This window comes from Paraburkholderia sp. 2C (assembly GCF_054589215.1).
Genome location: NZ_BAAILL010000017.1, coordinates 1 through 20,909, shown reverse-complemented (window position 1 = coordinate 20,909; position 20,909 = coordinate 1). Strand labels below are relative to the sequence as shown.

18 protein-coding genes are annotated in these 20,909 nt (G+C 64.9%); 14 read left to right on the top strand and 4 right to left on the bottom strand.

The features are described from left to right. The first annotated feature begins 185 nt into the window (after window positions 1-185). From ACYPXD_RS04660 to ACYPXD_RS04640, 5 genes are all read left to right on the top strand, one after another. Window positions 186-1,748 carry a S53 family peptidase gene (locus tag ACYPXD_RS04660; RefSeq protein WP_459708431.1) on the top strand — a complete coding sequence of 521 codons (1,563 nt, stop codon included), beginning with the start codon at window positions 186-188 and terminating at the stop codon, window positions 1,746-1,748. 58 nt (window positions 1,749-1,806) lie between these two features. Next, window positions 1,807-3,480 (top strand): S10 family peptidase, encoded by a 1,674-nt coding sequence (locus tag ACYPXD_RS04655; protein WP_459708013.1) that lies wholly within the window; start codon window positions 1,807-1,809, stop codon window positions 3,478-3,480. 168 nt (window positions 3,481-3,648) lie between these two features. Then, the gene (locus ACYPXD_RS04650) at window positions 3,649-4,275 is read left to right on the top strand and encodes a hypothetical protein (RefSeq protein ID WP_459708011.1); all 627 of its coding nucleotides are present in this window, start codon (window positions 3,649-3,651) and stop codon (window positions 4,273-4,275) included. A gap of 28 nt (window positions 4,276-4,303) precedes the next feature. Further along, on the top strand, window positions 4,304-4,681 hold the full coding sequence (locus ACYPXD_RS04645) for a hypothetical protein (RefSeq protein ID WP_459708009.1): 378 nt from the start codon (window positions 4,304-4,306) through the stop codon (window positions 4,679-4,681). A 205-nt stretch (window positions 4,682-4,886) separates the two neighbouring features. Next, window positions 4,887-5,162 (top strand): RNA-binding protein, encoded by a 276-nt coding sequence (locus ACYPXD_RS04640; RefSeq protein ID WP_459708005.1) that lies wholly within the window; start codon window positions 4,887-4,889, stop codon window positions 5,160-5,162. A gap of 115 nt (window positions 5,163-5,277) precedes the next feature. On the opposite strand, the gene nadE is transcribed toward ACYPXD_RS04640, so the two are convergent. Beyond that, window positions 5,278-6,144, bottom strand: coding sequence for an ammonia-dependent NAD(+) synthetase (gene nadE / locus ACYPXD_RS04635; RefSeq protein WP_459708003.1), 867 nt, complete (start codon window positions 6,142-6,144; stop codon window positions 5,278-5,280). Window positions 6,145-6,655: 511 nt separating this feature from the next. On the opposite strand from nadE, the gene ACYPXD_RS04630 reads away from it, so the two are divergent. Beyond that, window positions 6,656-7,681, top strand: coding sequence for a L,D-transpeptidase (locus ACYPXD_RS04630; protein WP_459708429.1), 1,026 nt, complete (start codon window positions 6,656-6,658; stop codon window positions 7,679-7,681). Window positions 7,682-7,815: 134 nt separating this feature from the next. On the opposite strand, the gene ACYPXD_RS04625 is transcribed toward ACYPXD_RS04630, so the two are convergent. Together ACYPXD_RS04625 and ACYPXD_RS04620 are read right to left on the bottom strand one after the other, a co-directional pair. Then, complete coding sequence (locus tag ACYPXD_RS04625) at window positions 7,816-8,706, bottom strand: DMT family transporter (protein WP_459708001.1); 891 nt, start codon at window positions 8,704-8,706, stop codon at window positions 7,816-7,818. 173 nt (window positions 8,707-8,879) lie between these two features. Continuing rightward, entirely contained in the window at window positions 8,880-10,436 is a 1,557-nt protein-coding gene (locus tag ACYPXD_RS04620) for an ABC1 kinase family protein (protein WP_459707999.1), read from the bottom strand. A 263-nt stretch (window positions 10,437-10,699) separates the two neighbouring features. Between ACYPXD_RS04620 and ACYPXD_RS04615 the strand changes: the two genes are divergently transcribed. After that, window positions 10,700-11,455 (top strand): DeoR/GlpR family DNA-binding transcription regulator, encoded by a 756-nt coding sequence (locus ACYPXD_RS04615; RefSeq protein WP_459707997.1) that lies wholly within the window; start codon window positions 10,700-10,702, stop codon window positions 11,453-11,455. An 83-nt stretch (window positions 11,456-11,538) separates the two neighbouring features. Here ACYPXD_RS04615 and ACYPXD_RS04610 read toward each other — a convergent pair whose 3' ends face one another. Next, window positions 11,539-12,696 carry a 2-aminoethylphosphonate--pyruvate transaminase gene (locus ACYPXD_RS04610; RefSeq protein WP_459707995.1) on the bottom strand — a complete coding sequence of 386 codons (1,158 nt, stop codon included), beginning with the start codon at window positions 12,694-12,696 and terminating at the stop codon, window positions 11,539-11,541. Window positions 12,697-13,084: 388 nt separating this feature from the next. Between ACYPXD_RS04610 and phnS the strand changes: the two genes are divergently transcribed. From phnS to ACYPXD_RS04575, 7 genes are all read left to right on the top strand, one after another. Next, window positions 13,085-14,173, top strand: coding sequence for a 2-aminoethylphosphonate ABC transporter substrate-binding protein (phnS, locus tag ACYPXD_RS04605; protein ID WP_459707992.1), 1,089 nt, complete (start codon window positions 13,085-13,087; stop codon window positions 14,171-14,173). Window positions 14,174-14,267: 94 nt separating this feature from the next. Beyond that, window positions 14,268-15,368 (top strand): 2-aminoethylphosphonate ABC transport system ATP-binding subunit PhnT, encoded by a 1,101-nt coding sequence (gene phnT, locus ACYPXD_RS04600; RefSeq protein WP_459707990.1) that lies wholly within the window; start codon window positions 14,268-14,270, stop codon window positions 15,366-15,368. Then, window positions 15,346-16,275 (top strand): 2-aminoethylphosphonate ABC transporter permease subunit, encoded by a 930-nt coding sequence (gene phnU / locus ACYPXD_RS04595; protein ID WP_459707988.1) that lies wholly within the window; start codon window positions 15,346-15,348, stop codon window positions 16,273-16,275. Before phnT ends, phnU begins: the two co-directional genes overlap by 23 nt. Continuing rightward, a complete protein-coding gene (gene phnV / locus ACYPXD_RS04590) occupies window positions 16,275-17,138 on the top strand; it encodes a 2-aminoethylphosphonate ABC transport system, membrane component PhnV (protein WP_459707986.1) in 864 nt (287 codons plus the stop codon). Before phnU ends, phnV begins: the two co-directional genes overlap by 1 nt. A gap of 138 nt (window positions 17,139-17,276) precedes the next feature. Beyond that, on the top strand, window positions 17,277-18,563 hold the full coding sequence (phnA, locus tag ACYPXD_RS04585) for a phosphonoacetate hydrolase (protein ID WP_459707983.1): 1,287 nt from the start codon (window positions 17,277-17,279) through the stop codon (window positions 18,561-18,563). Next, window positions 18,560-20,023: a phosphonoacetaldehyde dehydrogenase gene (gene phnY / locus ACYPXD_RS04580; protein ID WP_459707981.1), complete on the top strand. Its 1,464-nt coding sequence runs from the start codon at window positions 18,560-18,562 to the stop codon at window positions 20,021-20,023. Before phnA ends, phnY begins: the two co-directional genes overlap by 4 nt. A 4-nt stretch (window positions 20,024-20,027) precedes the next feature. Beyond that, a complete protein-coding gene (locus tag ACYPXD_RS04575; RefSeq protein WP_459707978.1) occupies window positions 20,028-20,588 on the top strand; it encodes a phosphonate degradation HD-domain oxygenase in 561 nt (186 codons plus the stop codon). Window positions 20,589-20,909 lie beyond the last annotated feature (321 nt).

Genomic DNA, 20,909 nt, shown 5'->3' with positions numbered 1-20,909 from the left:
CGACAGTAGGCCATTCGGCCGATTGTTATGCACCCCGGAACTGTGTTCGAATGGTTTTGTCGGACAGAACAGCGTGATCTCTGAAACGAATGCGGCAGCGGGCGGCGCGGCATACCGCGCGGCGCCGTGCGTGCCGGCCATCTGCAACGCGCGGTCACGAGCCGCGCATGGAGGAGAGCGACACTATGGGCAAGCATCCATTGCCGGGCAGCGAGCGGGCCGTAACGGAAGGATCGAAGGTCGTCGGCCAATGCGATCCGGCGGAAAGAATCGAAGCAGTCGTCATGCTGCGCCGCCAGGACGAACAGCAATTCGAACAACTGGTGCGCAGTATCGCGTCGGGCGCACCGGGCGCCACGCCGATCTCGCGCGACGAACTGGAAAAGCGCTTCGGCGCGTCGCCGGCGGACATCGCGAAGCTGAAGGCGTTTGCCGCGCAGCATGGCCTCGATGTGGTGCGTGTAGATGCGGCCGCGCGTACCGTCGTTCTAGGCGGCACCGTCGCACAGTTCCAGCGCGCATTCGACGTCGAACTGCAGCATTACGAGCATCAGGCGATCGGCCTCTATCGCGGGCGCACCGGCGCAATCAGCGTGCCGGACGACTTGCACGGCGTCGTGACCGCGGTGCTTGGCCTCGACAACCGTCCGCAGGCGCGGCCGCACTTTCGCATCAGGCCGCCGTTCAGGCCCGCACGCGCGGAGCCCGCGGTGTCGTTCACGCCGTTGCAGCTCGCGTCGCTGTACCGCTTTCCGCAAGGCGACGGCGGCGGCGAATGCATCGGCATCGTCGAGCTTGGCGGCGGCTATCGCACATCGGACCTCAACGCGTACTTTTCCAGCCTCGGCGTAAAGTCGCCGAAAGTTGTGCCGGTCGGTGTCGACCAGGCGGGCAACCATCCGACTGGCGACCCGAACGGCCCGGACGGTGAAGTGACGCTCGATATCGAGATCGCCGGGGCGATCGCACCGGGCGCGACGCTCGCCGTGTACTTCTCGCCGAACAGCGATGCGGGCTTTATCGATGCGGTAAGCCGTGCGGTGCACGACACCACGCACAAGCCGTCGGTCGTGTCGATCAGCTGGGGCGCGCCGGAGTCGACGTGGACCGAGCAGTCGATGCAGGCGTTCAACGACGTGCTGCAATCGGCCGCGGCAATCGGCGTGACGGTCTGCGCGGCATCGGGCGATAGCGGCTCGGGCGACGGCGTCGGCGACGGGCGCGACCACGTCGATTTCCCGGCCTCGAGTCCGTATGTGCTTGCGTGCGGCGGCACGAGCGTCGAAGTGTCGGGCCAGAGCATTTCACGCGAGGTTGTCTGGAACGATGGGGCGAACGGCGGTGCGAGCGGCGGCGGCGTCAGTGCGACGTTTGCGGTTCCGGCATGGCAGGAGGGTTTGTCGGCGGCCGGCGCGCACGGCGGCAAGACGCCGCTCGCGCGGCGCGGCGTGCCCGATGTCGCGGCCGATGCATCGCCCGCGACCGGCTACGACGTGCTGATCGGCGGGCAGAACACGGTGGTCGGCGGCACGAGCGCGGTGGCGCCTTTGTGGGCCGCGCTGATCGCGCGCATCAATGCGGCGAAAGGGCAGCCGGCGGGCTTTGTCAACGCGAAGCTCTACAAGGCCGCACGCGTGTGCAACGACATCACGCAAGGCAACAACGGCAGTTATGCGGCCGTGTCGGGGTGGGACGCCTGCACCGGTCTCGGCAGTCCCGACGGGGCGAAGGTGGCAGCGGCGCTTTAGGCTCGGCTCGCGGCGCACGCGGTGTGTATCTGACGGTAACGCATTCTATGGAGCGATCATGGCAAACAACGAATCGGCTTCCGGCGGTCTGCAGTCGTCTCCTCCTTCCGGCGCGTCGTCTGCGACGGCGGGTGAGAGCACACCGCATCGCGCGGGCGACCAGCCGTTTTTCGATCCCGTCGCGTACGGCAACGGGCCCGACGATTCAGTCAGCGACTCGAGCGAGAACGCCGCCATCACGCGGCACTCGATCACCATCGGCGGCAAGAAGATCAACTACACGGCAACGGCCGGTCATCTGGTGACGGTCGACCCGAGCAGTTCGCAGCCAAACGCGAAGATGTTCTACGTCGCGTTCACGCAGGACGGCCAGAAAGAGGAAACGCGCCCGCTCACATTTTTCTATAACGGCGGGCCGGGCTCGTCGTCGGTCTTCGTGCTGCTCGGCTCGTTCGCGCCGCGGCGCATCAAGACGTCGATGCCGAACTTCACGCCGCCCGCGCCGTATCAGATGGAGGACAACCCCGACAGCCTGATCGACACGAGCGACCTGATCTTTATCAATCCGGTCGGCACCGGTTACTCGGCCGCCGTCGCGCCACACAAAAATCGCGATTTCTGGGGCGTCGACCAGGATGCGGACTCGATCAAGCAGTTCATCAAGCGCTATCTGACGAAGAACAACCGCTGGAATTCGCCGAAGTTTCTGTTCGGCGAATCGTACGGTACCGCGCGCAGCTGCGTGCTGGCGTACCGGCTGCACGAAGACGGTGTCGATCTGAACGGCGTAACGCTGCAGTCGTCGATTCTCGACTACACGCAAGCGGGCAATCCGGTCGGCGCGCTGCCCACTGCCGCGGCGGACGCGTGGTTTCACAAGAAGCTTGGCGTCGCGCCGAGACCGACCGATCTCGGCACATTCGTCGAAGAGGTCGCGCAATTTGCGCGCACCGACTACCTCGCGGCGCTCCGCAAATTCCCGACCACCGACGATGCGACCGTCGAAAAGCTGAGCGAGTACACCGGTATCGACAAAACGACGCTGCTCGCATGGAGCCTCGATATCGCGGCCTACGATAGCCGCGGCAATTCGCTGTTCCTCACCACACTGCTCAAATCGAAAGGGCTCGCGCTCGGTGCGTACGATGGCCGCGTCACCGCGATCGAAACCGGCATTGCCGGACAGATCGATCCGAACTCGGGCGGCAACGATCCGACCATGACGGCGGTTACCGGTGTCTACACAACGATGTGGAACACGTACCTGAACGAGCAGTTGAAGTTCACCTCGAATTCCGCGTTCACCGATCTCAACGATCAGGCGTTCCAGAACTGGGACTTCGGGCATATCGATCCGACGGGCGCGCAGAAGGGCGTCGACGACAAAGGCAATGTGGTGCTCTACACCGCCGGCGATCTCGCCGCGGTGATGGCGCTCAACGTCGACCTGAAGGTGCTGTCCGCGAACGGGTTTTACGACTTCGTCACGCCGTTCTATCAAACGATCATCGACTTGCAGCGCATGCCGCTCGTGAGCCAGCAGGTGCGCGAGAATCTGTCCGCGCGCTTTTATCCGTCCGGGCATATGGTCTATCTCGACGGGGCATCGCGTACGGCGCTCAAGCATGACCTCGCGCAGATGTACGGGTCGGCGGTCGGCAACACGGCCGCGCTGGGCCGCATTCGCGCATTGCAGGCACGCAGCCTCGAGAGAACGGAGAAGCCGGTGTAATCATGCGGTCGTGCGTCGTCATGAAAGGTTGCGGACGCAATCGTTTCAGTCGCAGGCAAGCGTGCAATCGAGGCCTTCGAAGCCGGCGAATTCGCAACAGGGTCGTCGAGTATGTTTTAATTGGCCTGCGAATTGACCCATCCGTGCCGATCGACGGCGCGCTGACCAATGAACGAAGGCAATGCAGACAGGCGCGGCAACGCGCACCGCATCAGTAGTCGTATCGAGTCAACCGATCAACCCGCCGCGGCCCATGTGCGCCGCACTGCGCGGGTCGCGCGGCGCGCACGCGGCGCGGCCATCGCCGCGCTGTGCCTCTCGGCGGTGCTGTACGGGCGCGCCGCCCGCGCGCAAGACGCGTCGATGCTCGACGAGCGCGTCACGCAGCAGTCGGTGGCGGACACCATCTGCAAACCCGGTTACGCAGATACCGTTTCGCCGCCTGTCGACGAGATGCTCGCGCACAAGAACCGGTTGCTCACGCAACGCGGCATCGATGCGGACGACAGCACCGAGTACGCGCTAGACCGGCGCGTGCCGATCGTGCTGGGCGGCTCGCCCGATGCGGCCGACAACTTCGATCTGCTGCCTTGGGGCGGACATCGTGGCGAGCGCCGCAAGGAACTGCTGGCCGCGAAGTTGAAGCGCTGCGTCTGCGCCGGAAAGATGAGTCTGAGCGCTGCTCAGGCGGCGATCGCGGGCGACTGGCCCGCGCAATATGCACGCTTGCGCCGCGCGCCGTGCGAAGACGGTCATGTCGGCATGACGACCGATAGCGACGACGACGGCTCGTGACGCGCAGGTCCGGATCAGGAGAATACCCATGACGAAGCTGAAGCTCAGTTTGATCGCGATTGTCGCGACATCCGGCTTCCTGATGTTGAACAGCGCATTTGCATCGGCTCCCGCGCCGCTCAAATGCCGCACTGGCAACGCTCTGCACATTCGCGGCGACGCGCCTGCCGCGATCAGCTACGATGTGTACAGCCAGCTGTATCCGCTATCCGCGAAGCGGCTTGCGCTGTTCGAGGAAGCCGGCACGGTGAAGCGCCTGCCTGAAGGCCTCGACGTCTGCGAGATCGCGGACGACGGCGTGGCCGACCCATCCGCGGTGCTCGTGCGCGGCCCGCGCGACCGGATGGCGTGGTGGGTCAGCGCGGACCACGTCGAGCCCAAAGCGTCGGGCGACGCGAACGACTGAGCGGCTGGCTGCGCGCCGCCCGACGCACGCGGCGCGATCCCGGGACGGTTTCCGCCCGTAGCCTGTCGCCATGCCCATGCGGTCGATGCGGCAAGCGGGCGGGAGGGAGTGGGCGGCACTTCAGAGGAGTGTGCGACATGACGGCGTCTTACCTGCACCCGGCCGCGGCGCGATCGCCGCGCGGGTTCCGTTGCGCGGGGTGTGTATGTACCTGATCGTCTGGAATATTCCCGAGACCTGCTCCGAGCAGGATGTACGCGAGTTTCTCCAGCACGAACTCGGCCACTACGCGAAGAACCTCGCCGTGTACGAGCAGGGTACGTCGAACGCTTACGCCAACGTCGAATTGAACGCGGATGTGCCTTACGTCGGCGACGTCATCGCCCAGCAGGTGCACGGCAAAATGCTGTGCGGCGTGGCATTGCAGGCAAGCGTGACGCCGTTCAATGAAAGGCCCGCGCCGCCGCCGAAGCGCTTATAGATGTTAGATGTTCGTAGCTTCCTGTAGCGAACCCCGCTTGTAGCGAACCCCGCTTGTAGCGACTTCGCCCGCGCATACACCGCCCCTGTACACACCGCCTGCGCGTGCGCCGCGTTCACGGGCGAGGCGCGGGCGCTTCCCAGTCGAATGGCGTGTAAGGCAGTGCGCGCTTATGACGCGTCGCCTCGTAAAAGCGCATCACGGCCTGATACACCGCGTCGCTGACAGGCTTGCCTTCGAGAAAGTCGTCGATATCCTCGTAGCGGATGCCATACGCGTCTTCATCGGGACGTTGCGGGCGCAACATTTCGAGATCCGCGGTCGGCACCTTGTGCGCGAGCGCGTCCGTTGCACCCAGCGCCTGCGCGACGGCGCGCACACGCCGCTTGAAAAGGCCCGCGAGCGGGAGCACGTCCGCGCCGCCGTCGCCGAACTTCGTAAAGAAGCCCATCACCGACTCAGCCGCGTGATCTGTGCCGATCACGACGCCGCGCCGCGCGCTCGCGACCGCGTATTGCGCAATCATCCGGCTGCGCGCCTTGATATTGCCGTGCACGAAATCCTGCTGCTCGTGGCTCGCAAAGCGCAAGCCGCTCGCATCGAGTGACGCGAGCATCGCATCGGCGGCGGGCTTCACGTCGACGGTCATTACTTCGTCCGCGCGAATAAACGCGAGCGATTGCTGCGCGTCCGCTTCGTCGTGCTGCGCGCCATACGGCAGGCGCATCGCAACGAAGCGCGCATCGTAGTTCGCCGCGCGCAAGCGTTCGACGGCCAGTTGCGCGAGCCGTCCCGCCGTGGTCGAATCGACGCCGCCGCTGATGCCGAGCACGTAAGTGGCGAGGCCGTTCGCGCGCAGATAGTGCGCGAGAAAATCGACGCGCCGCTCGATCTCGTGTGCGGCATCGAACGATGCGGTGACATGCAGTTCGGCTGCGATGCGTTTCTGGCGCGCGACCGCATTTTCGTCATGGGTGGTCATCGGCGTTCTCCTCGGTACGGAAGTTGCGCACGCAGGATGCGGGCATGCGAAGAGTCTGGTTTAATGTGGACAGCCTGTCTCCGATTATGTTCGTCCGAAGCCTTGATTGGCCTGACGCATTCGCGGTGCATTTGCCGATATTGCTCTTGTCGTCGCGGCGTTGCGTCAGTCGAAACAAGTCGAATCAAGCGATCGAAACAAGCGATCGAAACAAGCGGTTGAAACAAGCGGTTGAAACAAGCGGTCGGAACGCGCGGTCAAATTGGACTGATGTTTGTCCATTCAATGCCTGATATTCATATTCCGGTTTTTCGACGCGTGAAACTATTGTCGTCGAAAGACTTGCAAGGGCGTGCTCGACGCGGGTCTTCCGTGTGCCGTGAGGGTCGGCGCGCGGCATGGCCCAAGCGGGTTTGCGTACACAGCGATGAAGAACAATAAGTTCTGCCGGCTCGCGAAACGCACGCCGGAATCCGGAAGCGGTAATAACGGACGCGATTCGATTCATCGAATGCATTGCGTCGGTTATGTTGCGCGCGCGAATCGGGCCGTCTGCTTTGCCGCCCGATTTGTTTCGACCTGTGCGGTGGGTTTGCGAGGCTGTTTGACTATTGTCGGATTGACCTTCTTATTCGCCGCCGCCGCGTTTGCGAACGGCGTACTGGCGAACGGTGCATTGGCCGCGAGCACGCCGCTGCCGCGTGCAACGTCGGCATGGTCCGCGCTCGAGTCCGCGGTCGCGGCGCGCGACGCGGTCGGCGGCGCCGATCCGCGGCAGGCGCTCCTGATGCGCGATCTGTTCGCGCACGACGTCGCGCGCCGGCTGAAGATTCCTCCTGCCGATCAGCGCGTGTACGGCATGCAGCTCGAGTCGGCGCTCGACGCGCACACGCTCGGCAACCTGTCGGGCGAGTACGTGGTGCTCGTCGATCGCAACCCGAACGTGCAGGCGCTCTTTATCTATTTCCGCGCGGTACCGGCCGACGATTGGCAACTGATCGGCGCATCGCCGGTCGCGACCGGCCGGCCGGGACAGTACGACCATTTCGTCACGCCGCTCGGCGTGTTCGAACACACGCCTGACAACATGGACTTTCGTGCGGAAGGCACGATGAACGCGAACGGCATTCGCGGCTACGGCCGGCACGATCTGCGGATCTTCGATTTGGGTTGGGCGCAGGCCGAGCGTGGCTGGGGCAAGGGCGGCGTTTCGCAGATGCGCTTTCAGATGCATGCGACCGACCCGGACAAACTCGAGCCGCTGCTCGGCATCCGCCATTCGAAGGGCTGCGTGCGGATTCCCGCTGCGCTCAACCGCTTCCTCGATCACTACGGCATTCTCGATGCCGAATACCAGGATCTCATCGATTCGGGACGCTCGCTTTGGGTGCTGCATGCGGACCGGCAGATTACGCCGTGGGCGGGACGCTTTATCGTCGTCGTCGATTCGGCGCGCAAGACAAGGCCGGCATGGTCGCCGGCGCCGAGCGCCGTGCTGCGCGCGAAGATGCCGGCCGACGCGGATACGGCCGATTGATCGAGACCGGCGTCAGGTTTAACCGTGGCGGCCTTCGCCGCTGTTTGCAAGCCGCAAGCTGCAAGCCGCAACCTGCAAGCGACGATCTCGCGAGCCATGCAGCGCGTGAATTCAACGCCGACCGCCACGTTGGTTCACGACTTCGATCTCGCGAGCAGCACCCCGACCAGCGCCACGACAAATCCCGCGATCTGGACCGGCGTGAGCGTCTCGCCAAAACCCACATAGCCTTCGATGGCCGCAAGCGGCGGCACGAGAAACAGCAGCGCCGTCGCGCGCGACGCATCGCCGCGCCGGACGAGCCAGACGAGCATCGTCAGGCTGACACCCGACAGCATCACGATGCCCCACGCGAGCGATACCCATAAGGTCGGCGACGGAACCCAGCGATGCTCGCCGAGCGCAAACGCGAACAGTGCCGCGACCAGCGCCGCGCCGAAGTTCTGCACGGCGCTCGAGCTGCGCAGGTCGGCGCTCGCGAGCGAAGTCTTCTGGAACAGCGTGCCCGCGGTAATCGCCACGACCGCGACGATCGAGATCGCGACGACGAGCCAGCCGGGCGCCTGTCCGGTCGCCGGTCCGTGCGGCGCCGGCAAACCGGCCGCGGCGAGTTTCGGTTCGAGCACGAGCGCCACGCCGGCAAGGCCGAGCGCCATGCCGCTCCAGCCGCGCCGCGACAGGCGTTCGCCGAAGAGCGGCGCGGCGACGGCCGCGGTCAGAAGCGGCTGCAGCGCGCCGAGCAGCGCCATGACGCCCGCCGACATGCCTTGTGCAATGGCCCAGTAGCCGGCGCCGAGATAGACGCCTTGCAGCAGCGCGCCGGCCACCAGATGTTTGCCGAGCGCGCGGCCGGTCGGCCAGGCGGCGCGGCCGATCAGCGCCGCGCACGCGAACAGCAGAGCCGTGCCCGAGAAGCGCGCAAGCAGGAACAGATTCGGGTCGGCGAATGGCGCGATCGCGCGCGCGACGACGAAGCCAGTCGACCACAGAACGACGAATACGACCGCACTGATTGAAGCGAGCATGACACCGATGGCAACAGGAGCTGAGAAGCGTGCAGTATCGCGAAGCGGCGCGCCGGGTGTCTTGTTCGAAGCTGCACTGCCGCCGGGCGGGGACGCGTTGGCGCGGCGGCACGGCGACACGACAAGGCGACACGGCGTCCCCGCTGCAAAAAACCGGCGCCCGGTACATCCCCTCAATACATCAACAGGATCGCCAGCGCGCCGAGCACCGCACCGCAAGCCGTGCACGCCCACAACAACGTTCGGGTACGCCGATATTCGCGCGTGACTTCGCCGACCAGCTGCGCGTGCTGCCGCGTGGTCGCGAGGCTGTGCTGCTGCTGAAGATAACGAATCGCAAGCTGCGGCACGCGCGGCACCAGATGCGCGAGATGCGGCAGTTCCTGCGCGAGGTGCTTCGCCCAGCCGCGATGATCGAAATCGCGCCGTGCGAGGTCGGCGAGCACGCGGCGCGCGATATTCCAGCTGTCGACGCCCGGATGCAGCGCGTTTGCCAGTGCCTCGGCCTGCTCGAAGGCGCGTTGCGCGGCGACGAGGCGCGGCGGCACGCAGCCGTCGAACGGCGCGACCGCATGCAGCAGATGATGAAACAGCGGGCCCGCCGTGCGCTCGTGCGCTGCGCCCGCGAAGTGCGCTTCGGCACGCGTGCGCAGTTCGGCTTCGAGCTGTTCGGTGCGCGCGTCGCGCGGCACGTGCCCGGCGTTGCGATGCAGATCGGCAAGGCGTCCGTAATGCTGGCCGAACAGCGCGGTCGCGCCGTGCACGAAGAACGAGCGCTCGTCGCTCGACAGGTTCGACATCACCGCGAAGTCGCCGAGCACGAGCTTGCCGTGCGTCTCATCGTCGACGCTGACGCGCACGCGTCGCGCGTCGAGCGCCGCATGGAAGAAGCCATGCTCGAACGCCTCGTGCGTGACGACCTCGATGATGCGCGCCGCGAGCGCCGGTACGCTCACGCGATGCGCGGCGAGGCCGGTGAAGTCGGTCACCTGTACCGTCTCGATGCGTTCAATGACGAGCGTCGCGTCGCCGCACAGGTCCCAGATCACGGCCGGCACGACGACGCGCGGATCGTCGGCGAAGAGATGCGCCGTCTGGCTCTGGTTTGCCGCTTCCGCGCGCAGATCGAGGCGGCGCATGATCTCCTGCGTGAACGTCTCCGCCAGCTCGCGCACGCGCAGCTTGCGCGCCGCGCGCGAAAGCTTGTCGAGCCAGCGCGCGACCCAGCGCAGGAGCGCTGTTTCGTCGGCGATCTGCGCGCGTTGCGCGACGCGCAGCAGCTTGATCTCGACATCGCGATGGCCGTCGATCGGCATCGCGAGCCGCGCCACATGGATTTGATGCGCAAAACCGCTTTCGACGGCGGTGAGGTCGACCGATTCGAAGAGCGTCGGCAGCGGCCGGCCGAACGCGGCGGTCAGCGCCTTGCCGGCGGCCTCGGGCGGCAATGGCGCGAGCAGATGGTGGACCGAATCGAGTGCCTCGTGCAGGGTGCCGGCAGCGAGCTCGGGGCGCGTGGCGAGTGTTTGCACAAAGCCGCCGGCCAGCGGGCCGAGCAGCGGCAGTACGCCGTGCACGCTCGCGCGGCCGCGTTCGGACGCATGCACGCGTTCGATCAGCGAGACGATCCAGTGCACTTTGTGGTCGGCAGGCGCGGCGAGCCAGATCAGGCGAGCGCCGAAGCGCAGTGCATGAAACAGCAGGAGCAGGCGGCGAAAGAAAGACGGCATCGGCTAAACGGTCGGCAGGGCGCACGGGGCAGTGCGCGGCATAAGGGGGCAAGCTTAGCAGGGATGCGCGTTCGGGCACACTGCGCGCGAGGGGATGGCGCGTCGTTTGCGGGTTGCGGCGCGCATGGTCCGCACATGGTCCGCACATGGTCCGCCGCGCTTCGGCAAGCAGGAGGCCGGCGCAGCCGGTTGTGTCACGTAATACAATACGCCGGCCTCCTGAACTCACACGAGCCGACCCGAAGCGGCCGCCCAAGAGAGAGATGCTCGCCGAACAACGCTATCAATACATCCTGTCGCAGGTCTCGAAGAACGGCGCATTGTCGGTGGCGGAGCTCGTGCGCGAGCTGAACGTATCGCGCGAGACGATCCGGCGCGACCTCAATACGCTGGCCGAACGCGGCCTGATCGTGACGACCCACGGCGGCGCCTTATCGAGCGACCGGCGCGAACCCGACCTCGATGTGCGCGAGGCCGCCAATGCGGCGGCCAAGCGTGCGATCGGCGATCGGACCGCGCAGCTCGTGCCGGACGGCGCGTCGCTCGTGATCGATTCGGGCAGCACGACGAATGCGGTTGCGCGCGCGTTGATGATCCGTCATCGGCTGTCGGTCTATACGAACGACTGGCGCATCGCGCTCGTACTCGGACGTCGCAACGAGAACCGCGTGACGCTGCTCGGCGGCGAGCTGTCCGATATCGAAGACGCGGCGTTCGGGCTCGATACGATCCATCAGCTGTCGCAGTATCACGCCGACTTTGCGATCGTCGGCGCGGGCGGCATCACGCCCGATGCGCATCTGTCCGACTACTCGCGCATGGCGGCCGAAGTGCGCGCGAAGATGATCGAGGCGGGCAACATCGTGGTGGTGGTCGCCGACAATTCGAAGTTCGGGCGCGTGACACCGGTGCGCATTCGCGGTCTCGAGCGCGCGCGCTATGTCGTGACCGAGGTCGCGCCGGAGCGCGCGCTGGCGAAGGCGATCACCGCGCGCGGACCGGAGATTCTGATCGCGTGACGCGTGCGAGACCGGGCGCGCGTCCGTGCCGCGCGGGCCGTGTGTCTGCGCTACATGTCTGTTTGCTACCCGCTGCGTGACCTCTACCGGACGCGTATCCCTAACCGTTCGAGCGTCCTGCCGATCGCCGCCACGGCGTTGTGCATTTCATTGACGTCGATGGCGCCGATGCAGCCGACGCGGAACGTGTCCACTTGCGTGAGCTTGCCCGGATACAGCACGTACCCCGCATCGCGCACGGCCGCATAGAACGCCGCGAAATCCCACCGGGCGTCGCGCGGCGCGTGAAACGTGACGATCACCGGAGCCTGCGCGTCGGCCCGCAGAAAGGTCCGGAAGCCGAGCGCGTGCATGCCGTCGATCAGCGTCGCGCAATTGCGTGCATAGCGCGCGCCGCGGGCACGCTGTCCGCCTTCCGCGAAAAACGTATCGAGCGCACGGCGCAGCGCGGCGACGACGTGCGTCGGCGGCGTGAAGCGCCACTGCGTCGTCTTCTTCATATACGCGTACTGGTCGTACAGATCGAGCGCCAGCGACGGCGAGCGTCCTTCGCTGGCGTCGAGCAGGTTGCGCTTCACGATCACGAAGCCCATGCCGGGCACGCCTTCGAGACACTTGCCGCTCGCGGACACGAGCGCGTCGATGCCACCCGCACGCAGATCGATCGCCAGCGCACCAAACGAACTCATCGCATCGACGATCAGGCTTTTGCCGCGCCGCTTGCAGAGCGCGGCGATTTCATCGAGCGGATTGAGCAGGCCCGCGCTCGTTTCCAGATGCACCTGCGCGACGTGCGTGATGCGCGGCTCGCGCGCGAATGCCTGTTCGAGCGCCGCCACGGTCACCGGCTCGTCTTCGCGCAACGGCAACTCGATGCACGCAATCGAAAGCCGCTGGAGGATCCGCACGATGCGCGCGCAATACGCGCCGTTGTTCGGCACGAGCACGCAGCCGTCGCGCGGCACCAGCGTGCCGAGCGCCGCCTCGACCGCAAAGGTGCCGCTGCCTTGCAGCGGCACACAGACGTAGTCGTCGTTACCATGCACGATATCGACGAGGTCGTGGCAGACGCTTTGCGTGATCCGGTTGAACGCGGCGTCCCACGAGCCCCAGTCGCGCAGCATCGCTTCGCGTGTCGTGGGCGAGGTGGTCAGCGGTCCTGGCGTCAGCAGGATCGGATCGTTTCCGAGAATCACAGCGGTTCCTTTCGTTGAGCGATGGATGGGCCTGGCGCAGCGCATCGCGGCGGTAGTCGCTTATTCGAGTATGTTGGAGTTTATTGGCAATATGTGTCAAGTTGTGGCGTTTTTATTGAGAGTCACGGAATTGTCACGGAAACCTGTGATTCTTGCCCTGCCTGTCGAAACCTGTCGAAAGACAGGCAGGCGGCGGATTCGTCAGATCAGGAGCCGCCCCGCCGGCAGCAGTGAACCGCGTAGTGAGCCGCGCAGCGAGCCGGATACTCAGCAATCTTCAGCAAGGTTGGGTTGGCAATCTGTGCGAAGCCGGGCGGACCAGATACAGGCGGCGCGGTCTTTGCACGTTCGCGCGCCGTACAAACAGAACAGATTCGGGCAGCCCGATGCGCCGGGTTCGGCCGTGGGTATTTCGCCCTTTGGAGAAAACGACATGAGATCGACGAATCAACCTCGCGCCGCCGCCGGCATCGTCCACACACTGCTGCCGGCACTCGTCGCCGCAGCGGCGTTCGGCGCGAGCCTGTCCGCGCATGCTGCGGACGCGGTCGTGCTGTACACGGCGGACGGCCTCGAGAATCTGTACAAGGACGTGCTGCCGGCCTTCGAGAAGAAGGAAGGCCTCAAGGTCAACATCGTGACGGCGGGCAGCGGCGAAGTGGTGAACCGCGCGACCGTCGAGAAGGACTCGCCGAAGGCCGACGTGCTCGTCACGCTGCCGCCGTTCATCCAGCAAGCGGCGCAAACGGGTCTGCTGCAGAACTACCAGAGCGTCAATTACAAGAACGTGCCGGCTATCGCGAAGGCGCCGGACGGCACGTGGGCGACCTTCGTGAACAACTACTTCTCGTTCGCGATCAACCCGGAAGTCGTCAAGAACCAGCCGAAGACGTTCGCCGATCTGCTGCATCCGGACTACAGCGGCAAGGTCGCGTACTCGAACCCGGCCACGGCCGGCGACGGCATGGCGGTGATTATCCTGACCACGTCGCTGATGGGCGAAGACAAGGCGTTCGACTATCTGAAGAAGCTCGAGGGGAGCGCGAAGTTCCACACGAAGGGCACGGGCTACCTCGACGTGCTGCTCTCGCGTAACGAAATCTCGGTCGCGAACGGCGACCTGCAGATGGACCTCGACGATGCGGCGAACGGCGGCTTGACGTTGAAGCCGATTTTCCTCGCAGCCGAAGCCGGCGGCCAGCCGACCACGTTCCAGCTGCCGTACGCGATAGGCCTGATCAAGAACGGCCCGAACCAGGCCGGCGGCAAGAAGCTGATCGACTATCTGATGTCGAGCGACGTGCAGGCCAAGGTGCCGGACATCTTCGGTATCCCGGCGCGCAGCGACGTTGCGCTCTCCGGCAAGAATGGCGCTGCGGTCAAGCAGGCGATTTCCGGCGTGAAACTGATTCCGGTCGACTGGAACCAGGTGATGACGAAGAAGGCCGACTGGACCGCGCGCTGGAAAAACGATGTGATCGGCAACTCGGGCAAGCAGATCGAAGTGGTGAAGCCGAAATAAGCGGCTTGAGCGGCTTCGCTTTACGTTAAGCTTTGTTTCGCCTGGTTTGGCTGAGTGGCGATCGTCCATCACTGAAAAGCGGGAGACGAACCCGGTGAATACCGCGAGTCTTGCTCATGCCGGCGCACTCGACGCCGGCCTCGAATCACCGGGTATCGCCCGCGCCGACGCGCCGGGCGGCGTGCAGATCGAACACCTGACCGTGCGCTTCGGCGCTCGCACGGTGCTTGACGATCTGTCGCTCACGATCGAGCGCGGCGAGCTGCTGACCGTGCTCGGCCGCAGCGGCTGCGGCAAGACCACGCTGCTGCGCTTTATCGCCGGCTTTATCGAAGCGGACGGGTTGTCCGGCACGCTAACGGTGGCCGGTCACGATCTCACGCATGTTCCTCCGCACAAGCGCAATCTCGGGCTGTTGTTCCAGAGCTATGCGCTGTTTCCGCATCTCTCGGTATTCGACAACGTCGCGTTCGGGCTGCGCGCGCGGCGTGTGACGTCGAAGGAAATCGCGCGGCGCGTCGCCGATGCGCTGAAGCTCGTGCAACTCGGCGATGCGGGGCATGTGATGCCCGCGCAATTGTCGGGCGGCATGCAGCAGCGCGTTGCGTTGGCGCGCGCGCTCGTGATCGAGCCCGACGTGCTGCTGCTCGACGAGCCGCTGTCCGCGCTCGATGCCAATCTGCGCGCCTCGGTGCGCTCCGAACTGAAGGCGCTGCACGAGCGGCTGCCGAATCTGACGATTGTCTGCGTGACGCACGATCAGGACGACGCGCTCGTGCTGTCCGATCGCACGCTGCTGATGCGCGAAGGCCGCATCGCGCAGCTCGGCACGCCGCAGCAGCTGTACGACACGCCGGACGATGCGTTTGTCGCGCGTTATCTCGGCGCGGCGAATCTGCTGCCCGCGCATGTCGCGTTTGCGCTTGGCGACGCGCGCTATACGGAACGCGAGCGCGTCGCGTGTCTGCGGCCGGAATCGCTGCGTATCGTGCCGCTCGGGCAAGGGCAGTTGCACGGCACGATCGCGTCGGTCGAATGGTATGGCGCGGTGCTGTCGGTGTCGGTCGTGCTCGATGCGATGCCGAACGAGCATGTACTCGTCACGATGCAGCGCGTGAGCAGCATGACGCCGGAGAAGGGTGCGCGCGTGTCCCTGCATTACGAGGCAGACGATGTCGTCCTTATCAAGCCCTGACGCGCTCGCGGCTTCCGGTAACGCCGATGCGCGCCGCGCGCAAAGCGCGGCGTTGCATGCGGCGGCGCAGCGCCGCCGTACGCGTGCGTCGCAGTGGCATCTGCTGTTTCTGGCGGTTTTCGTGTTGGGGCCGCTCGTCATCTATCCGCTCGTGCGGCTCGTGCTGTTGAGCCTGTCGGGCGCGCACGGCGTCAGTCTGCAGGCGTACGCAAAGTTCTTCGGCAATCCGGAGACGAGCGGCGTGATCGGCACAACGCTATGGATTCTTCTGCTCAGCGCGGGGCTGGCGTCGCTGCTCGGCGTCGCGCTGGCGGCGCTGCTGTTTTTCAGACCCTTTCCCGGCGCGCGGCTCGTCACGCGGTTTCTCGAACTGTTCGTCGCGTTCCCGTCGTTTCTGGTCGCGTTCACGCTGATCTTTCTGTACGGCTCGCAGGGCTCGGTCAGCATCGGGCTGCAGCGGCTCTTTCATTTGCAGGCGCCGCCGCTCGATTTCCTGTTCGGCATCGGCGGCGTGATTCTCGCGGAAGTCGTGTTCTATGCGCCGTTCGTCGTGCGGCCGACGCTCGCGTCGTTCGCGATGCTCGATATGCGGCTTATCGAAGCGGCGCGCAGTCTCGGCGCGAATGGCTGGATGGTCGCGTGGCGCGTGATCGTGCCGCTCGCGTGGCCCGGCATCGCAGCCGGCACGATTCTGTGCTTCCTGCTCACGCTCAACGAGTTCGGCATTCTGCTCGTGCTCGGCAGCGCGCATCTGATTACGCTGCCGGTCGCGATCTATAGTTCGGCGACTGTCGATCTCGATCTGCCGACCGCGGCCGCGGGCGCGGTCGTGATGCTCGCGATGTCACTGTCGCTGTATGCGCTGTACCGTCAGGTCAACCGGCGCAGCGCGGGAGGACGACGCTGATGGCAACGCCGCAAGACAAGCTCGTGTTGCCTGCCATTCGCCACCGCGCACGTCCTGTTCGGCGCGGTCTCGCCGCGCGCATCGCGGGCGGCGCCTTCCTCGCGTTCGCCGCGCTGTTGTGCTGCTGGCTGTTCGTTTTACCGGTGATCGTCGTCGCGTTGTCGAGCGTCGCCGCGCACTGGTCCGGCACAATCCTGCCCGATGGTTTCAGCATGCGCTGGTTCGAGCGGCTCGGCTCGAGCGATTTCGATGCGGTCACCACGAGTCTCGAAGTCGGCTTTGGGGTGGCGATACTCGGCACGGCGCTTGGTTTGTGGCTCGCGCTTGCGCTAGAAGGGCGCGACCGGCGCGGACTTGGCGCGCTCGTCGATACGATTGCGATGATGCCCAACGGCGTGCCGAGCGTCGTGCTCGGGCTCGCGGTGTTGATCGCGTATCACAAGCGGCCGGTGGATCTGTCGAGTTCGGCGGCGATCGTCGTATTCGTGCAGCTCGCGCTCGTGTTGCCGTTCTGCTATCGCTGCGCGGCCGCGGCGCTGCGGCCCGAACTGACGGTGCTGCGCGAAGCGGCGGCGAGTCTTGGCGCGCCGCCGTCGATGGTGCTGCGTACCGTCGTGCTGCCGCAGCTCGTGCCCGCGATCCGCGCCAGTCTCGCGCTCGGCTTTGCGCTGTCGCTCGGCGAACTCGGCGCGACGCTGACCGTTTATCCGCCGGGCTTCGCGACCGTGCCGATCGTCGTGGTCGGGCAGGTCGAGCGCGGATATTACCTGCCGGCTTCGGCGCTCGCGCTGATTCTGCTGCTGGTGTCGCTCGCCGCGCTGCTGCTGATCGCGGCGCGTGTGCCTAAACGGCGCGCGGACTGATACGCGTCCGCGCCGTCACATTCCAGACTTTTTCGCGTGGTGTCTTTTCTGTCGGGATGTCGACCGCTTTAAATGTGGCAAAATTTGTCGAAATGACCGAAAATGTGGAAGTTGCGCTCGTATCAAGGGAAGCATGCAATGGCTAGTCAATCTCCTGAAGCTGCCGGGTCTCTGCGGCGTGTCGAGGTCAACGGGCGGACGTATCGACTGCCCGATACGCCGACCGTCGTGGTGTGCGTCGACGGTTGCGAATACGACTATCTCGAAGCGGCGGCCGCGGCCGGCGTTGCGCCGTATCTTGCGCGGCTGCTGGCCGATGGCGCGGCGTTCAAGGGCGATTGCGTGATTCCGTCGTTCACGAACCCCAATAATCTGTCGATCGTCTGCGGCGTGCCGCCCTCGGTGCACGGCATCTGCGGCAATTACTTCTGGGACCCGGACGCGAACGGCGGCAAGGGCGGCGAAGTGATGATGAACGACCCCGCGTATCTGCGCGCGGGCACGTTGCTCGCTGCCGCTTCGGTGGCGGGCGCGGCGGTCGCGGTCGTCACGGCGAAGGACAAGCTGCGGCGGCTGCTCGGCTGGCAGATGAAGGGCATCTGCTTTTCCGCGGAAAAAGCGGATGCGGCGACGCTCGAAGAAAACGGCATCGAACGCGTGACCGAACTGGTGGGCTTGCCGGTGCCGGATGTCTATAGCGCGGGGCTGTCTGAATTCGTGTTTGCGGCGGGCGTGCGGCTTGCGCAAACGCGCAAGCTCGATCTGATGTATCTGTCGACCACCGATTACGTGCAGCACAAGAGCGCGCCGGGCACGCCCGACGCCAATGCGTTCTACGCGATGATGGACCGCTATCTCGCACAACTGCATGAGCTCGGCTGGACGATTGCGCTGACCGCCGATCACGGCATGAATGCGAAGCACGACCCGGTGACCGGCGAGCCCAATGTGATCTATCTGCAGGACGTGCTCGACGAGTGGTTCGGCGCACGTACCGCGCGGGTGATTCTGCCGATTACCGATCCCTATGTCGTGCACCATGGCGCGCTCGGGTCGTTTGCGACGGTCTATCTGCCTTCGTCTTCTGCTTCCGCAAACGACATCGAGGGGGTGATCGCAAGGCTCGCCGCGCTGTCCGGCGTCGAAGTCGTGCTCGACAATCGCGCGGCTTGCGAGCGCTTTCAGCTGCCGAACGATCGCGTCGGCGACATCGTCGTGATCAGCGAACGCGACGTCGTGCTCGGTACGCGTCAGGCCGAACATGACCTGTCCGGCCTGACCGTGCCGTTGCGCTCGCATGGCGGCCTGTCCGAGCAGCAGGTGCCGCTCGTCTTCAACCGGCGCGTCGCGGATTGGCCTGTGGACAGGCGTCTGCGCAACTTCGACGTGTTCGACGTCGCGCTCAACCATCTGGTGATCTCATGAACGCTGCGCTCGCCGAGCATCGGAACGAACATGCGGCTTTTCGCGAGGAAGCGTTGCGTCTCGCCGGCGCGCGAGCGCGGCGTGAACGCACGCTCGATGTGTTCGATCCGTATAGCGGGCTGCGCGTGGGCAGCGTGCCGCTTGCGTCGGTCGACGACGTGCGCACGGCGTTCGACTACGCATACGCGTATCCGGCGAAGCTCACGCGTTATGAGCGCTCGCACATTCTCGAACGCGCCGCGGCCTTGCTGCGTGAACGCGCGGAGGCGGCGTCGGATCTGATCTCGCTCGAATCGGGTTTGTCGAAGCAGGACTCGCGCTATGAGATCGGCAGAGTAGCGGATGTGTTCAAGTTCGCCTCGATCGAGGCGCTGCGCGATGACGGGCAGAGTTTTTCGTGCGATCTGACGCCGCATGGCAAGCGTCGTCGTGTATTCACGCAGCGCGAACCGCTTGCGGGTGTGATCGTTGCGATCACACCGTTCAACCATCCGATGAACCAGGTCGCGCACAAGATTGCGCCCGCGATCGCGACGAACAATCGCGTGTTGCTGAAGCCATCGGAGAAGGTGCCGCTTTCGGCGTATTACCTGGCGGATCTGTTGTATGAGGCCGGCTTGCCCGAGCCGATGCTGCAAGTACTGACCGGCGACCCACGCGAAATCGCCGATGAACTGATTACGCATCCGCTGGCGGAACTCGTCACATTTACGGGCGGCGTGTCGATCGGCAAACACATCGCGGCGCGGGCCGGTTACCGGCGCGTCGTGCTCGAACTGGGCGGCAACGATCCGCTGATCGTGCTCGAGGACGCCGACCTCGAACGCGCGGCCGAGCTTGCCGTGCAGGGCTCGTACAAGAACTCGGGGCAGCGCTGCACCGCGGTCAAAAGAATGCTCGTGCAGCGTAGCGTGGCGGTGCGCTTTACGGAGCTTGTCGTCGAGAAGACGCGTGCGTGGTCGTATGGCGATCCATTCGATGCGTCGAATCAGATGGGCACGGTTATCGACGAAGCCGCGGCGCGTCTGTTCGAAGCGCGTGTCAACGAAGCGGTGGCGCAAGGCGCGCGGCTCCTGACCGGCAATCAGCGCGATGGCGCGTTGTATGCGCCGACGGTCGTCGATTGCGTCGATCCGTCGATGACGCTGATTCGCGAAGAAACCTTCGGACCGGTATCGCCGATCGTCACGTTCGGTACGCTCGACGACGCGATTCGAATCAGCAATGGCACGCCATACGGTTTGTCGTGCGGCGTGTGTACGAACCGGCAGGACGCGATCCTGCGTTTCATCAACGAATTGCGGGTCGGCACCGTGAATGTGTGGGAAGTGCCCGGCTATCGCGTCGAGCTCACGCCGTTTGGCGGCATCAAGGATTCGGGGCTCGGCTATAAGGAAGGCGTGCAGGAGGCGATGAAGAGCTTCACCAATCTCAAGACGTTTTCGTTACCGTGGGAGTGACATCGTGGCTTTGAGTCTTAGCGACATCCGTGAGTTGTTCGAGCAGCACGGGAGTCTGAATTATGGCGGCGAGCAGGTGAGTCAACTCGAGCATGCGCTGCAGTGCGGCGCGCTCGCGGAAAAGGAGCATGCGGGCGATGAACTCGTGGCGGCCGCGTTTCTGCATGACATCGGGCACTTGCTGAACCGTCGCGGGCCGACGCCGACCGCGCGCGGCGTCGACGATCTGCATCAGTTCTTTGCGCTGCCGTTTTTGCGGCCCGTGTTGCCCGATGCGGTGCTCGAGCCGATTCGCTTGCACGTCGATGCCAAGCGCTGTTTGTGCGCGATCGACGAGACGTACTTCGGCAAGCTGTCGCCGGATTCGGTGCGTAGTTTGAATTTGCAAGGCGGCGTCTTTAGCAGCGAGGAAGCGAAGACGTTCTTGAGCAAGCCGCATGCCGAAGACGCATTGCGTTTGCGCCGATGGGACGATCTCGCGAAGGTAGCGAATACGGTGACGCCTGACGTCGATCACTTTCTTGAAGTGGTCGAGCGCGTGATGGAGAGGCAGGCGGTGGCTTGATGTAGCGCTGGTGTTTTCGCTGGTGTTTCGCTTGTATTTCGCTTGTATCTCGCGCTTGTATCTCTTAAGAATTGAGCTGTTGCATGAGGGCCTGTGAAGTGCTTCTTCACAGGCCCTCATGCTTTGCAAAATACCGCTTGCGTCGTGTCATGCAAGTGTCTAGAATTCCGGTCTTTCGCGCTTCGAGCGGCGTCTTTTGTGAGGCGCAGTTGACGAAAGCGCGGAGAAACGAAGCAGGCGGGATCGCCAGTCATGGCGGGGCTTTCGCGGGGTCTGGCAGGGTGGAAGGAAGTTAAAAACCTGTTGACGATGTGAGTGGGA